At 43.3% G+C, this 13801-nt stretch carries 14 protein-coding genes; 11 read left to right on the top strand and 3 right to left on the bottom strand.

Translation table 11 applies throughout. The features are described from left to right. Nucleotides 1-3 precede the first annotated feature (3 nt). A complete protein-coding gene (locus G5B60_RS06590; protein WP_164683305.1) occupies nucleotides 4-1671 on the bottom strand; it encodes an Mbeg1-like protein in 1668 nt (555 codons plus the stop codon). A gap of 91 nt (nucleotides 1672-1762) precedes the next feature. Between G5B60_RS06590 and G5B60_RS06585 the strand changes: the two genes are divergently transcribed. The 7 genes from G5B60_RS06585 to rfbB are packed head-to-tail and all read left to right on the top strand — an operon-like array spanning nucleotide 1763 to nucleotide 8285. After that, nucleotides 1763-2440 carry a tRNA (adenine(22)-N(1))-methyltransferase gene (locus tag G5B60_RS06585; RefSeq protein WP_164683304.1) on the top strand — a complete coding sequence of 226 codons (678 nt, stop codon included), beginning with the start codon at nucleotides 1763-1765 and terminating at the stop codon, nucleotides 2438-2440. Further along, nucleotides 2437-3225: a Nif3-like dinuclear metal center hexameric protein gene (locus G5B60_RS06580; RefSeq protein WP_164683303.1), complete on the top strand. Its 789-nt coding sequence runs from the start codon at nucleotides 2437-2439 to the stop codon at nucleotides 3223-3225. Before G5B60_RS06585 ends, G5B60_RS06580 begins: the two co-directional genes overlap by 4 nt. Before the next feature lie 9 nt (nucleotides 3226-3234). Further along, entirely contained in the window at nucleotides 3235-4338 is a 1104-nt protein-coding gene (locus G5B60_RS06575; RefSeq protein WP_164683302.1) for an NAD(P)/FAD-dependent oxidoreductase, read from the top strand. A 54-nt stretch (nucleotides 4339-4392) separates the two neighbouring features. Next, nucleotides 4393-5262 carry a glucose-1-phosphate thymidylyltransferase RfbA gene (gene rfbA / locus G5B60_RS06570; RefSeq protein ID WP_164683301.1) on the top strand — a complete coding sequence of 290 codons (870 nt, stop codon included), beginning with the start codon at nucleotides 4393-4395 and terminating at the stop codon, nucleotides 5260-5262. Then, nucleotides 5262-5855 carry a dTDP-4-dehydrorhamnose 3,5-epimerase family protein gene (locus G5B60_RS06565; protein ID WP_164683300.1) on the top strand — a complete coding sequence of 198 codons (594 nt, stop codon included), beginning with the start codon at nucleotides 5262-5264 and terminating at the stop codon, nucleotides 5853-5855. Before rfbA ends, G5B60_RS06565 begins: the two co-directional genes overlap by 1 nt. Before the next feature lie 6 nt (nucleotides 5856-5861). Beyond that, nucleotides 5862-7181 (top strand): hypothetical protein, encoded by a 1320-nt coding sequence (locus G5B60_RS06560; protein ID WP_164683299.1) that lies wholly within the window; start codon nucleotides 5862-5864, stop codon nucleotides 7179-7181. Between the two features lie 57 nt (nucleotides 7182-7238). Next, nucleotides 7239-8285 carry a dTDP-glucose 4,6-dehydratase gene (gene rfbB, locus G5B60_RS06555; RefSeq protein WP_115269083.1) on the top strand — a complete coding sequence of 349 codons (1047 nt, stop codon included), beginning with the start codon at nucleotides 7239-7241 and terminating at the stop codon, nucleotides 8283-8285. A 36-nt stretch (nucleotides 8286-8321) separates the two neighbouring features. On the opposite strand, the gene G5B60_RS06550 is transcribed toward rfbB, so the two are convergent. Then, complete coding sequence (locus G5B60_RS06550) at nucleotides 8322-9599, bottom strand: hydroxymethylglutaryl-CoA reductase, degradative (RefSeq protein ID WP_164683298.1); 1278 nt, start codon at nucleotides 9597-9599, stop codon at nucleotides 8322-8324. After that, a complete protein-coding gene (locus G5B60_RS06545; protein WP_164683297.1) occupies nucleotides 9580-10764 on the bottom strand; it encodes a hydroxymethylglutaryl-CoA synthase in 1185 nt (394 codons plus the stop codon). Before G5B60_RS06545 ends, G5B60_RS06550 begins: the two co-directional genes overlap by 20 nt. Before the next feature lie 155 nt (nucleotides 10765-10919). Between G5B60_RS06545 and G5B60_RS06540 the strand changes: the two genes are divergently transcribed. The 4 genes from G5B60_RS06540 (at nucleotide 10920) to clpX (ending at nucleotide 13795) form a co-directional block, all read left to right on the top strand. Further along, nucleotides 10920-11759, top strand: a complete 840-nt coding sequence (locus G5B60_RS06540; RefSeq protein WP_164683296.1) for a thymidylate synthase — start codon at nucleotides 10920-10922, stop codon at nucleotides 11757-11759. A gap of 79 nt (nucleotides 11760-11838) precedes the next feature. Next, on the top strand, nucleotides 11839-12345 hold the full coding sequence (locus tag G5B60_RS06535) for a dihydrofolate reductase (protein WP_164683295.1): 507 nt from the start codon (nucleotides 11839-11841) through the stop codon (nucleotides 12343-12345). A 2-nt stretch (nucleotides 12346-12347) separates the two neighbouring features. Then, nucleotides 12348-12518, top strand: coding sequence for a hypothetical protein (locus G5B60_RS06530; RefSeq protein ID WP_115269095.1), 171 nt, complete (start codon nucleotides 12348-12350; stop codon nucleotides 12516-12518). A gap of 47 nt (nucleotides 12519-12565) precedes the next feature. Further along, nucleotides 12566-13795: an ATP-dependent Clp protease ATP-binding subunit ClpX gene (gene clpX, locus G5B60_RS06525; RefSeq protein WP_164683294.1), complete on the top strand. Its 1230-nt coding sequence runs from the start codon at nucleotides 12566-12568 to the stop codon at nucleotides 13793-13795. Nucleotides 13796-13801 lie beyond the last annotated feature (6 nt).

The following is a 13801-nucleotide window of genomic DNA, read 5'->3' as shown; positions in this document are numbered from 1 at the left end:
CTTTTATCTTTGCCTCGCTCTAAAAGAGCGATAAGTCAGTGTGATAATCAAAATCATCTTATAGAGAAAAAGACAGGCTAGCCCTTGATTGGTGATAAATGCCATCAGACTAGGGAAATGATAAGCCATAAGGACAAAGACGACACCTAGAAGGCTGATGATATTTAGCGCTTTGCTAAACTCGGGAAAGTAAGCTTTGATGTGGTAGGCTTGAAAGAGGAGTTTGGCGATGAGTAAAAGGAGAAAGCCAAGCATGGAGTGTGGCAAAATTTCAGAGAATTTCTGCGTGTGTAGGATGGTTAGGACGATGGTAGCGATACTGTAAATCCCTGGAAGATAATCAAAAGACAGACGCTTTGGTGCTTTTAACCAGCGATTGAAGGCTGTGATACCAGTCACTAGTAATGCAAGCAAATAAAGGCTAGAAAAGACCAGCAGATTCAGCTCTTGATTGCGCAGGAAAAAGTAAGCGCCCCAGAGCAGAAAAGCGATAGTGACCAAGCCGAGATAAGGGGATTTGCTGGCGAGCTGTTCAGGCAGGTAAAAGAACTTTAGAAACATGCGGCGTGGTTTTAGTTTTTGGCGGTCTGAGAGGTCTTGCTCGATGTCGCTGGTGTACCAAGAGGTAAAAAAGATAGACAGTACAGCAAGAAGCCTTTGGCGCTCAACTTTTGAGCTTGATGTCATGGCTGAATAGACATTTTTTAGTCGCACAGAAAAGGGCTCTTTATCAGCTCTTTTTTTGAAAAAGAGCTTCCAGACAAAGGAAATAGCGGTTTGATTGTCGGATTTACTGGCTTGTGCTAGGTAGAGATTAGCGATTGCCTGCATTTTGCGACTGCTGGGTGTTGCATGGTCTGTGGTGACAAAGCAACACATTTTGGTATCGACTTGCCAGAGAAAAAGCAGGTGTTGCATGGCGCTGATACCATAGCTTTTGATAATAGCAGTTTCTACAGGCAGATGAAACAAGACGCCAACCAGAGACGCCTGTGGACGAAAAGCGTGAATTTTAGGAAGGGTTTCTTTAAAAGCAGTGCTTTTGGTTAGATGTTCTTGGAGACCTGGCGCATCAAAGAGGTAAACATCAGAGATGTTTGCTTTAGCTTGAGAGTAGCAAGCGGCGTAGAGTGCTAGATTGCCACCCTTAGAGTGCCCAGAGACAATGATAGAGCTATCAGTCGTTTCTGCTAGCAGGTTGAGGTAGTTGGCAGCTAGGCGTTGTGATGGGATACTCTCCATGTAAGAGAGATTGAAATCCTCTTTCCAACCAATGACACTGCTGTCAGTCCCACGATAAACGACAAGAATCCTATCATCTAGATAAAAGCTGGTCGCAGCAAACTGCGTTTCCTCCTGCTCACTAAAATAATCGCTATAGGCAAAAGCGATGACGTCTTTGAAGCGCTTACTAGTAGCCAAGCGGTGTAGCAAATCAACACGAGCCTCATAAGCGATGAGGAGTTCTTTAGGCTCTCTGTTATGGCGTTTTTGGTAAGCAAGTGCCAAGTCCTGTAAGCTCAAGCCTTCTTGTGGCTCAAAGGAAGAAGTTAAACTATCCGAAAAGGTCAGATAGCTTATCTCCGTCAGACAGGCAATGTCTAAAGCGTTTAGAGGGCGCTGTTTTAAGCTAGTGTTACTATGCTGGTTGAGGTAATCCACGATGTTCATAGTGTTATTATAACACAACGGTAGAGAGGATAGACCTTTATTTTTTGGGCGTTTGATGATAAAATGAAGTCATCACATTAAAGGAAAAACAATGGAATTACAATTATCTTATAGACTAGAAACAATAGCGACGCTTGTGCCTGATGGGGCACGTCTTTTAGATGTTGGCAGCGACCATGCTTACTTGCCAATTGCTCTGATTGAAGCAGAAAAAATCGCCTTTGCCCTAGCGGGTGAGGTGGTCAAAGGTCCTTACGAGTCCGCTGTGTCTAACGTTTGTGACCACAAGCTTCAATCTCAGATCACTGTTCGCCTAGCCAATGGACTTGATGCGCTTGAGTCTTCTGACCAGATAGACTGTATCACCATTTGCGGTATGGGTGGGCGCTTGATTGTTGAGATTTTGGAAAAAGGCAAGGAAAAGCTGGCGGATGTTGATTGTTTGATTTTACAGCCCAACAACCGTGAGGATGATGTCCGTGCTTGGCTAGCTGCAAATGGCTTTGCCATTGACAAGGAAGTTGTGCTCAAGGACAAAGGGAAATTTTACGAAATCATAAGAGCGCAAAAAGGTGAGATGAGCCTGTCAGAAGGTGAGCTTCGCTTTGGTCCCTGTCTCATGAAAGAAAGCTCAGCTATTTTCATAGAAAAATGGCAAGTGGAGTGTGCTAAGCTAGAAAAAGCGCTGTCTCGTGTGCCACTAGATAAAGCAAAAGAGCGAGGGCAACTAATAGAAAAAATCGAGAGGATAAAGGAGGTTCTCAAGTGAAAGCTAGTCAAGTAATCGAGCGATACGAAGCCTATTGCCCGCAGGATTTGTCCATGGAGGGCGACATTTCAGGACTTCAGATAGGAACTTTGGACAAGGACATCAAGACGGTCATGGTGGCGCTGGATATCCGTGAGGAAACTGTCGCAGAAGCCATCCAAAAGCAGGTGGACTTGATTATTGTTAAGCACGCACCGATTTTTCGTCCGCTGAAAAATCTAGTTGCCAGTCCGCAAAATCACATTTACTTCGATTTGATTAAGCACGATATCGCTGTTTATGTCAGCCACACTAATATCGACATTGTGCCAGATGGGCTCAATGACTGGTTCTGTGACCTGCTGGAGATAAAGGATACGAGCATTCTCAGCCCAACCAAGGACGGCTTTGGTATTGGGCGTGTGGGGACGGTAGAAGCGCAGGATTTCCAAAGCTTTGCTAAAAAGGTCAGGCAAGTGTTTAACCTTGATAGTGTACGCTTGGTGGCTTATCAGCCCACAACAAAGCTGATTTCACGTGTTGCTATTTGCGGAGGTAGCGGTCAGAGTTTTTACAAGGACGCTCTTCGTGCGGGAGCGGATGTCTTTATCACAGGAGATATCTACTACCATACAGCGCAGGAAATGTTGACAGCTGGGCTTTTAGCCATTGACCCCGGTCATCACATCGAGGTGCTTTTTGTCAGCAAGGTTGCTGAAAAATTGCGCCAGTGGCAAGTTGAGGACGATTGGGACGTGAGCATTGTTGAGAGTACAGCAAACACCAATCCCTTTTTCCACTTGTAAGGAGGTTGTATGCGAGTTGCAGTGATTGGAGCGGGTGCTGTGGGAGCCAGTGCCGCTTACTATCTCTCAAGGGCAAAAGATGTTGAGCTCACTGTTTTTGATGAGGGCATTGGGCAGGCGACCAAGGCAGCGGCGGGTATTATCAGCCCTTGGTTTTCCAAACGGCGCAATAAAGCCTGGTATCGTCTAGCGCGTTTGGGAGCTGATTTTTACCCTCAGCTCCTGTCTGATTTAGAGGCAGATGGCATTTTTTCTAATTTTTATCAGAGAACAGGTGTTTTTGTTCTCAAAAAGGACGAAGAAAAGCTGGAGGAACTTTATCAGCTGGCACTATCAAGGCGTAAGGAGTCTCCATTGATTGGGGAACTTGCTATTCTTGACGAGGCAGAAGCTAAGGAGCGCTTCCCAGACTTGGAGGGCTTTTCAAAACTGCTCTACGCTGCAGGTGGGGCAAGAGTTGATGGTCAAATGCTAACCGAGACGCTCTTAAAAGCATCAGGCGCAAAGGTCGTTGTAAAGAAAGTGACGCTAGCACCAGTTGATGACGGCTATTTGATAGGCGGACAGCACTTTGACAAGGTGATACTGGCAACTGGCGCTTGGCTTAGCGAGTGCTTAGAGCCACTCGGCTACACAGTGGATATTCGTCCGCAAAAAGGGCAGCTACGCGACTACTATTTTGAGGATAGAGACACACAGGACTACCCTGTTGTTATGCCAGAAGGCGAGATTGATATCATTCCTTTTGCTAAACATCGCCTGACTCTGGGCGCTAGCCATGAAAATGACAAAGGCTTTGACATCAGCCTTGATAGGGCTGTTTTAGACGATATGGAGCACAAGGCGCAGCCTTATTTTTCAAAATGGGACCAAGCAAAAAAGACACGAGAGCGTGTCGGTATCAGAGCTTACACCAGTGATTTTTCCCCCTTTTTTGGAGAAGTCCCACACCTAGCACATGTCTATGCAGCAAGCGGTCTAGGCTCAACAGGCTTGACCATAGGACCTTTACTGGGGCAGCAACTAGCCCAACTTGTCCTAGGTGAGCCTTTGCTGTTAGAGAGAAGAGACTATCCTATTGAAAAGTATATCCGCTTACAAGATGAGGGGTGACAGTGTCCTTAAAAAATGATAAAATAAAGTGAACAACAAGAAAGGAAAAAACGTATGAAAGGTATTATTTTAGCAGGAGGCTCTGGCACACGTCTCTACCCTTTGACCCGTGCAGCCTCTAAACAGCTCATGCCTGTCTATGACAAGCCAATGATTTACTATCCACTGTCTACGCTGATGTTGGCAGGTATCAAGGAGATTTTGATTATTTCAACACCTCAGGATTTACCACGTTTTGAGGATCTTCTTGGTGATGGCTCTGAGTTTGGTATTTCGCTGTCTTATGCAGAACAACCTAGCCCAGACGGTTTGGCACAAGCCTTTATTATCGGTGAAGAGTTCATCGGAGACGATAGCGTTGCCCTTATCTTGGGAGACAATATCTACCATGGTCCAGGGCTTTCAAAAATGCTCCAACGTGCTGAAAGCAAGGAAAAAGGAGCAACTGTCTTTGGTTATCAAGTCAAAGACCCAGAACGCTTTGGTGTTGTCGAGTTTGATGAGAACATGAACGCCATCTCTATCGAAGAAAAACCAGAACAACCAAAATCAAACTATGCGGTAACTGGTCTTTATTTCTACGACAACGACGTTGTTGAGATTGCTAAAAACATCAAGCCAAGCCCTCGTGGTGAGCTTGAAATCACAGATGTCAACAAAGCTTACCTTGAGCGTGGTGACTTATCTGTCGAGCTGATGGGACGTGGTTTTGCTTGGCTCGATACAGGGACACATGAAAGCCTACTCGAAGCTGCTCAGTATATCGAAACCGTACAACGCATGCAAAATGTCCAAGTAGCTAACCTAGAAGAAATCGCCTATCGTATGGGCTACATCACTAAAGAGCAGGTGCGTGAGTTGGCACAGCCTTTGAAGAAAAATGAATACGGACAATACTTGCTTCGTTTGATTGGAGAGGACTAATGACAGAAGAATTTTTTGGCAAAACACTTGCTGCTAAAAAAGTAGACGCTATTCCTGGCATGTTGGAGTTTGACATTCCTGTTCACGGCGATAACCGTGGCTGGTTCAAGGAAAATTTCCAAAAAGAAAAAATGGTGCCGCTTGGCTTTCCTGAAAGCTTCTTTGCCGAAGGTAAGTTGCAAAACAATGTCAGCTTTTCACAAAAAAATGTCTTGCGTGGGCTTCACGCTGAGCCTTGGGACAAGTATATTTCTGTGGCAGATGAAGGAAAGGTTCTAGGAACTTGGGTAGACCTGCGTGAGGGGGATACTTTTGGAAATACCTACCAAGCTATCATTGACGCTAGCAAGGGGATTTTTGTTCCTCGTGGTGTGGCAAATGGTTTCCAAGTGCTCTCTGATAAGGTATCTTACAGCTATTTGGTTAATGATTACTGGGCGCTTGAGCTCAAGCCTAAGTATGCTTTTGTCAACTATGCAGACCCAAGTCTTGACATTAAATGGGAAAACCTAGAAGAAGCAGAAGTGTCAGAAGCAGACAAAAACCACCCATTGCTAAAAGACGTTAAACCTTTAAGAGCAGAAGATTTGTAAGAGATTATGAAATATTCAGTTTTTGATGTAAATAAAATATCTAACACACATATCCGTAACTATTTTAGTGAGGTGCTGAGTTGTTACGAAAATGAAAATTATAGAGCTGCTATTTCTACTTTATATACTGTAATTCTCTATGATTTTGTTTTCAAATTACAAGAATTAGAAGATGAATATGAAGATTCTGATGCAAGGAAGTTATTAGCAAGTTTGAAAGAAGATGGGGATAAACGTAAAGATACTTGGGAAAACCTTTTGATTGATGGCTTACACAAATCAAAGAATTTTGAAATTGTTGATGATAATTTATACTCCACAATAAAGGCAATAAAAGATAAACGCAATTTAAGTGCCCATCCTTCCTTTCAGCATGGTCAAGAAATTTATCAGCCAACTCGAGAGTTGACACTTGCGTTCATAAAAGAAATTTTTGAAAATTTATTAATACATCCTAGTCAATTTATGACTAACAAATTGGATAGAATTTGGAATTTTTTTGAAGGACGGGTAGCTGAGTTTGGTACCTCAAATTTTTATCTAGATACGAGTGAGAGTAACTATTTTTTTAGTCATTTTAATTCTAGATATTATTCAAGAATGGGAACTGTACAAAAAACTATTTTCTTTAGGAATTTATGGGTTATAACATTTGAAAAAAATACTCCAGAATTGGAAGATAATTTTTTAAATCTTTTTGTTATAATCAAGTTATTTAATGTAGATAGACATTTATACAATGATTTTGTGCAGGATAAAATAAAGTCGGATAAGATGAAGGATGTTATTGATTTAAAAATTAAGCTTAATCGATTTATTTTGTTTCTAAATGTTTTTCCTGAATTATTTTCAAACTTGGATCAAGATGTTCAAGCTAAAATTAAAACTAAATTTCGAAATAAAGACTATTGTCTTTGTTTGTGGTATACAGAAGACTCATTATCAGAGTACCTTAATGAATTAATTGAAGATGATAATATGGACGACTTATATAAAATAACATCAAATCAGTTAAGGTTTTTCCATTTTATATGCAAAGAAAGAGGGGAAATAGAGTCTTTTAATAAGTTTTCTCTTTCCGTTTTAGAGAAATATGTCCCAGATTGGTTAGGTTATGATAGGGCTAATGACATAATGGCTACCTTTGTTTTACCATATATTAGTGGTTTTAAAGAATCAGATTTTTTAAGATATGCAGATATACGAAATCTAAATAATCAAATAAGTGGTAGAGATAGAGATTTACAAGATAATAAGGTGATGATTGAAACTATGAAAAAAGTTGGCATAGAAACGCAGCAATTCGAACAACGATTAGAATCATAATTTTTTAATTTTGAAGTTAAGGAAAAAATCATTATGAAATATATAAAAGGAGAAAACATGTCAGACTACAAAAACATCATCGTGACAGGTGGAGCTGGTTTTATCGGCTCAAACTTTGTGCACTATGTTTACAACAATCATCCAGACGTTCATGTGACCGTCTTGGACAAGCTTACTTATGCTGGAAACCGAGCTAACATCGAGGAAATCTTGGGTGACCGTGTAGAGCTGGTTGTTGGGGACATCGCAGACGCTGAGTTGGTTGACAAGCTAGCTGCTAAGGCAGACGCTATCGTGCACTATGCGGCTGAAAGCCACAATGACAACTCGCTCAACGACCCAAGTCCTTTCATCTACACTAACTTTGTAGGGACTTACACGCTTTTGGAGGCAGCACGCAAGTACGATATTCGCTTCCACCATGTCTCTACAGACGAGGTTTACGGTGACTTGCCACTACGTGAGGACTTGCCAGGTCACGGTGAAGGTCCAGGTGAGAAATTTACAGCCGAAACTAACTACAACCCAAGCTCACCTTACTCATCAACCAAGGCAGCGTCAGACTTGATTGTTAAAGCATGGGTGCGTTCATTTGGCGTTAAAGCAACTATCTCTAACTGCTCAAACAACTACGGACCTTACCAACACATCGAAAAATTCATCCCACGTCAAATCACTAACATCTTGAGCGGCATCAAACCAAAACTCTACGGCGAAGGTAAAAACGTGCGTGACTGGATTCACACCAATGACCACTCATCAGGTGTTTGGGCGATTTTGACTAAAGGTCGTATCGGTGAGACTTATCTTATCGGAGCGGACGGTGAAAAGAACAACAAGGAAGTGCTTGAGCTTATCCTTGAGAAAATGGGGCAACCAAAAGACGCTTATGACCACGTAACAGACCGTGCCGGTCACGATTTGCGCTACGCTATCGACTCCACAAAATTGCGTGAAGAGCTTGGTTGGGAGCCAGAATTCACCAACTTTGAACAAGGGCTTGAAGACACCATCAAATGGTACACAGACCACAAAGACTGGTGGCAAGCTGAAAAAGAAGCTGTCGAAGCCAATTACGCCAAGACACAAGAAATCATCAAATAATGAAAAAATCTACCATGACCATGGTAGATTTTTTGTTTAGTTAATTTGTCGTACTTGCTCTAGCAGTTGTTTAGCAACTGCTAAGTTCATGGTAGGCTGTTTGAGGAGTTCTTTAACTAGAGGCGCTACTTCGTTTTCTGTGGCACCAGCTAGAAGCGCTAGCGATTTGGCTTGCAGTTTCATGTGTCCGGATTGGATGCCTGTGCTGGTGAGGGCTTTCAGCGCCGCAAAATTTTGCGCTAAGCCGATAGAAGCGATGATAGCAGCTAAGGTCGTAGCTTTTGGCTGTCCTAGCAAGTCATGCGTTAGTCTTGTGCTAGGATTGAGCCCAATTGAGCCGCCTTTGGTGGCAATAGGCATAGGCAGTGTGAGTGTCCCTTCAAGCATTTTCGTAGACGAATTATAGCTCCAAGTGGACAGACCTTGATAGCTGCCTTTGCGACCAGCGTAGGTATGTCCAGCTGCTTCAATAGCCCGCCAGTCATTTCCCGTAGCCAGTACAACAGCGTCGATACCGTTAAATATCCCTTTGTTGTGGGTGCTGGCTCGGTAAGGGTCGACTTGTGCTAGTTGACTAGCCAATGCCATTTTGTGTGCCAACTGTTCAGCTTCATCAGGCTTTCTGCTGAGGTAGCGAAGCGGTATCTGGCAGGTACTGGTCACAAGAGATTGCGTAGCGTAGTTTGAGAGAATAGCCATGAGCGACTTGCCGCCGCTGAGCGCCTCAAGTGTCGGCACCAGTGCCTCCATCATGGTATTGACCATGTTAGCCCCCATAGCTTCCTTGGTGTCAACGCTCAAATAAACGATAAGAAAATCACCTTTTTCCTCCACGCTCAGCTCGCAAGCTCCGCCCCCACGCTTGACAATGGACGGATAAGCGCTATTGGCTAGAGCTAGCAGTTCTGCCTTTTTATCAAGAATAGCTCTTGTTGCTTGCGCTTTATTGTCTACATCATAGAGAGCGACCTGCCCAATCATTTGCCGTTTTTCTTGCTGGGTTTTAAAGCCACCAGAGCGTTTGATAATCTTGCTAGCAAAGCTAGCTGCAGCGACGACAGAGGGCTCCTCGGTGACAAAGGGCACCTGATAGACCTTGCCGTCAACCAAGACATCAGGCACCACGGAAAAAGGCAGAGCTTGTCTGGTAACGACATTTTCCACCATCTGGTTGGCAATGTCAAGAGGGAGCATTTTTTCCTGCTCTAGAGTCGCTACGCTGTCAGCTGATAAATCCAACTTTTCTAAGAAAATCGCCCGCTCTTTTGCTGTTTTCTTGGAAAATCCAGCCCAGTTAATTGTTTTCTTGTCCATCTTTTGCCTCGTATATACGCTGGTGTCCTTTGATTGCGACAAGTGAAAAATCATTTGTCACATAGTCAGCAAAGCTAGCATTGCCAGCCTCATCAAGCGCAGCTTCTTCAAAGAAGATTGTCTCATAATCAGCAACAGAAATGCTTTGGCGTGACTCAAGCTCTTCTTTGCGGTTGGTTTTGAGCTGTGCCTTGAAACCATCAACAAGTGTTGCGCTAAAGATTTCAGCCACTGCACCGCTTCCATAGCTAAAGAGAGCAATATTCTCCCCAGCTTGCAAGTTGTCGCTATTTTCTAAAAGAGAGAGCAGACCTAAAAAGAGCGAGCCAGTGTAGATGTTTCCGATTTGACGGCTGTAGGTGATTGAAGCGTCAAAATTGTCTTTCAAAGTCTCCTTTTTAGTGTCTGGGAGGGTCTTGTCCATGATTTTATTGAAGCCTTTGAGGGCTAATTTTGGAAAAGGCAGGTGAAAGCAAAAAGCGCTAAAATCAGCCAAGGTTTTTCCAGAGCGTTTTTGGTATTCTGCCCAAGTGGTTTTGAGCATATCGAGATATTGCTTGGTCGAGTACATGCCGTCCACAAAAGGCGTTGTGCTGTAGTTTGGACGCCAAAAGTCCATAATGTCACGGGTCTGTGCGACATTGTCATCATGCAGCTCTAAAAGCCGTGGATTTTGGCTGATAAGCATAGCGATACTACCTGCACCTTGTGTCGGCTCACCTGGTGTATTGATACCATATTTGGCAATATCTGAGGCAATGACCAGCACTTTTGATTGTGGGTATTTTTCCACATGTAGCTTAGCGTAGTTGAGTGCAGCAGTCGCACTGTAGCAGGCTTCCTTGAGCTCAAGGCTACGAGCAAATGGTTGAATGCCTAAAAGGCTGTGAATATAAACGGCAGCTGCCTTACTTTGGTCAATGCTCGATTCCGTTGCGACAAGAACCATGTCAATGCTAGCCTTGTCCTCCTCATCTAAAATACTGTTTGCAGCACTGGCACCTAGAGTGACAATATCCTCTGTGATAGGTGTAATGCTCAAAGCGTCAAGAAGCAATCCTTTACTGAATTTTTCAGAGTCAACCCCACGACTTTGAGCCAAATCTCCCATATCAAGACGATAGCGACCAGTTGCAAAACCGATTTTATCAATTCCGATAGTCATAGTGTTCCCTTTCTTACAAGTAATGTTATTATCCCATTCAACATTTTAACATAAAACCGCCTAAAGTCGTACTTTAAAAATGGTAAACTTTTAAGAGAAGTTTTCTAGTGGCTAGAAGTGCGCTTTTTTGGTAGAATATGCTTTTGGAGGATATCATGACCAAAGCGGATAAGATTTTTAAAGAGAACATACAAAAGATTATGGAAGAGGGCGTCTTTTCTGAAAACGCCCGTCCTGTCTATCAATCTGGTGGACAAGCCAACTCAAAATACATCACAGGTGCTTTTGCTGAGTATGATTTGAGTAAGGGAGAATTTCCCATCACAACGCTTCGTCCTATCCCGATAAAAAATGCCATTCGTGAGATTTTTTGGATTTACCAAGACCAGTCAAATAGCCTAGAGCTTTTAAACGACAAGTACAAGGTCAAATATTGGAACGAGTGGGAAGTGGGAAATACTGGAACCATTGGTCAGCGCTACGGAGCTGTGGTGAAAAAGCACGACATCATCAGAAAAATCCTCAAACAGCTAGAAGCCAACCCTTGGAATCGTCGTAATGTCATCTCACTCTGGGACTATGAGGCTTTTGAAGAGACCGAAGGGCTTTTGCCTTGTGCTTTTCAGACCATGTATGATGTGCGTCGTGTGGACGGTGACATTTATCTGGATGCGACCCTAACGCAGCGCTCTAATGATATGCTGGTCTCTCATCACATCAATGCTATGCAATATGTCGCACTTCAAATGATGATCGCCAAGCACTTTGGCTGGAAAGTCGGCAAGTTCTTTTATTTTGTCAATAATCTCCATATCTATGACAATCAATTTGAACAAGCAAGAGAACTGCTTAGACGTGAGCCAAGCGATTGCAAGCCACGCTTAGTCTTAAATGTCCCTAATGGAACAGATTTTTTTGACATCAAGCCAGAAGATTTTGAGCTGGTAGATTATGCGCCAATCAAGCCACAACTGCATTTTGACTTAGCGATTTAAAGAAAAGAAAGCGTCCATCTTTATCTCAGCATTTTTTGACGCTTTTTGTTACAATAATAGAAAGTAAAAAGGAGACAAGATGACACACAATGTAATTGCCCTCTGGGCTGAGGACGAAAAGCACCTCATCGGAGCGTGTGGCAAGCTGCCTTGGCATTTACCAAAAGAGCTCAAGCATTTCAAGGAAACAACGCTAGGTGGGGCGCTACTCATGGGACGTGTGACCTTTGAGGGGATGAATAAACGCCCGCTGCCTGGACGTGAGACGCTGGTTTTAACGAGCGATACGACATACACAGCTGATGGTGTCACCATTGTCCACAGTGTAGATGAGGCGCTTGCTTGGTTTCACCAGCAGGACAAAACACTCTACATCATAGGCGGTGCTAAGGTTTACGCCTCTTTTGATGGTTATTATGACAAGGCTATCAAAACCGTCGTTCATGGTGACTTTACAGGAGACACTTATTTTCCAAACTTGATAAAGAGCTCTTTTGTGAAAACAGCAGAGAGAACCTTTGACGCCGACGACAAAAACGCTTATGCCTTTACGGTAGAATACTATGACAACAAAGATGTGAGGTAGCTATGGAAAAAAGTTTACTCGGCTTATTTACCGCTTTTTTAGCTGCGATATGCTTTGCTTTAGCTATCCCTGCTTTTAAGAAAAAGCGCTACGGTTTAGGCATTATTTTCTTGTTAAATACCTTTACCAATCTTGTAAACACTATACATGCCTTTTACGGCACCTTATTTTAACAATCTATTCGCTGAAAATACAATAAAATAAACATTTAGGAGAACTAATGGCTGGAAATCGAAATAACGATGTTAAAGTTTATTGCTCATTCTGTGGTAAAAGTCAGGATGAGGTCAAGAAAATTATTGCTGGCAACAACGTATTTATCTGTAATGAATGCGTCGAGCTTTCTCAGGAAATCATCCGTGAAGAGCTAGCAGAAGAGGTTCTAGAGGACTTAGCAGAAGTTCCAAAACCAAAAGAACTCTTAGATATTTTAAACCAATATGTTGTGGGTCAAGACCGTGCTAAGCGTGCTTTGGCTGTCGCTGTTTACAACCACTATAAGCGTGTCAGCTTTACTGAGAGCCGTGACGAAGAAGATGTTGACTTGCAAAAGTCAAATATCCTCATGATTGGACCAACGGGTTCAGGAAAGACCTTTTTGGCACAAACCTTGGCTAAAAGCCTCAATGTGCCTTTTGCCATTGCCGATGCGACATCTCTCACAGAGGCTGGTTATGTCGGTGAGGATGTGGAAAATATCCTCCTAAAACTCATCCAAGCCGCTGATTTCAATATCGAGCGTGCGGAGCGTGGGATTATCTATGTGGATGAGATTGATAAAATCGCAAAAAAAGGTGAGAATGTCTCTATCACCCGTGACGTCTCAGGTGAGGGCGTTCAGCAGGCACTTCTAAAAATCATCGAGGGGACTGTCGCTAGTGTGCCACCGCAAGGCGGACGTAAGCACCCAAACCAAGAAATGATTCAGATTGATACCAAAAATATCCTCTTTATCGTTGGTGGGGCTTTTGATGGGATTGAGGACATCGTCAAACAACGTCTGGGTGAGAAAGTTATCGGCTTTGGGCAAACCAACCGCAAAATTGATGATGACAGCTCTTACATGCAAGAAATCATCTCTGAGGACATTCAAAAGTTTGGGCTTATCCCAGAGTTTATCGGACGTTTGCCAGTTGTGGCGGCGCTTGAGCGCTTAACGGCAGATGACTTGGTGCGTATCTTGACAGAGCCACGCAATGCTCTTGTTAAACAGTATCAAACCCTTCTTTCCTATGATGGTGTAGAGCTTGACTTTGACGAGGATGCTCTTAAGGCTATCGCTGACAAAGCCATTGCTCGTAAGACTGGAGCACGTGGGCTTCGCTCTATCATCGAGGAAACCATGCTTGACGTTATGTTTGAAGTGCCGAGCGAAGAAGGTGTGGTTAAGGTTCGTATCACTAAGGACGCTGTTGAAGGTACAGACAAGCCTGTACTAGAGACAGCTTAGCAAGGA

The sequence above is a fragment of the Streptococcus hyointestinalis genome, assembly GCF_011039275.1.
In the GTDB taxonomy this organism is placed as follows: Bacteria; Bacillota; Bacilli; order Lactobacillales; family Streptococcaceae; genus Streptococcus; species Streptococcus hyointestinalis_A.
Note: the sequence above shows the minus strand (reverse complement) of the source record. Positions and strands in the feature narration are given on the sequence as shown.